2 protein-coding genes are annotated in these 707 nt (G+C 46.5%); both read left to right on the top strand.

The window, feature by feature from the left end:
* Positions 1-94: RbsD/FucU domain-containing protein (locus R7Q11_RS26320; RefSeq protein ID WP_318094462.1), on the top strand; the 94-nt coding region annotated here is incomplete at its 5' end.
* Between the two features lie 22 nt (positions 95-116).
* The coding region (locus tag R7Q11_RS26325) for an ATP-binding cassette domain-containing protein (protein ID WP_225467016.1) at positions 117-707 on the top strand (591 nt) is incomplete at its 3' end.

The following is a 707-nucleotide window of genomic DNA, read 5'->3' on the forward strand; positions in this document are numbered from 1 at the left end:
TAAAGCACGCACCGAGCAAAGTCGCGCAGTGGTTCGAACCGGTGAATGCACACCGTACGCGAACGTGATTTTCCAAGCGGGCGTGGTTTTTTAAGCCTGAGAATTGAGGACAGATTATGACTCAAGCCATTCTACAACTGAGCGAAATTGAAAAAGCGTTCCCAGGTGTAAAGGCGCTAGATAAAGCGAGCCTGAATGTATACCCAGGTCGTGTTATGGCGCTCATGGGCGAAAATGGGGCAGGCAAGTCAACTTTGATGAAAGTGCTGACCGGTATTTACCATATGGATGCAGGTAGCATTCAGTATCAGGGTCAACCTGCTGCATTTAAAGGTCCGCGAGATTCTCAAGAAGCGGGCATCAGCATTATTCACCAAGAGTTGAACTTAATTCCTGAACTGACAATCGCTGAGAACATTTTTCTCGGTCGTGAATTTACCGGTTCTATGGGGCGCATTCAGTGGAGCAAAATGTACGCGGAAGCGGACAGACTTCTACAACGTTTGAACGTGAAACACAGCTCGAAAACCTTGCTTGGTGATCTAAGTTTGGGTGAGCAACAAATGGTAGAAATTGCCAAAGCGCTCTCGTTTGAATCGAAAGTCATCATCATGGATGAACCAACCGATGCGCTTACTGATACAGAAACCGAATCTCTGTTCAAAGTGATTAATGAGCTTCGTGAGCAAGGCTGCGGCATTGTATAT

It is taken from the genome of Vibrio sp. 970 (assembly GCF_033339075.1).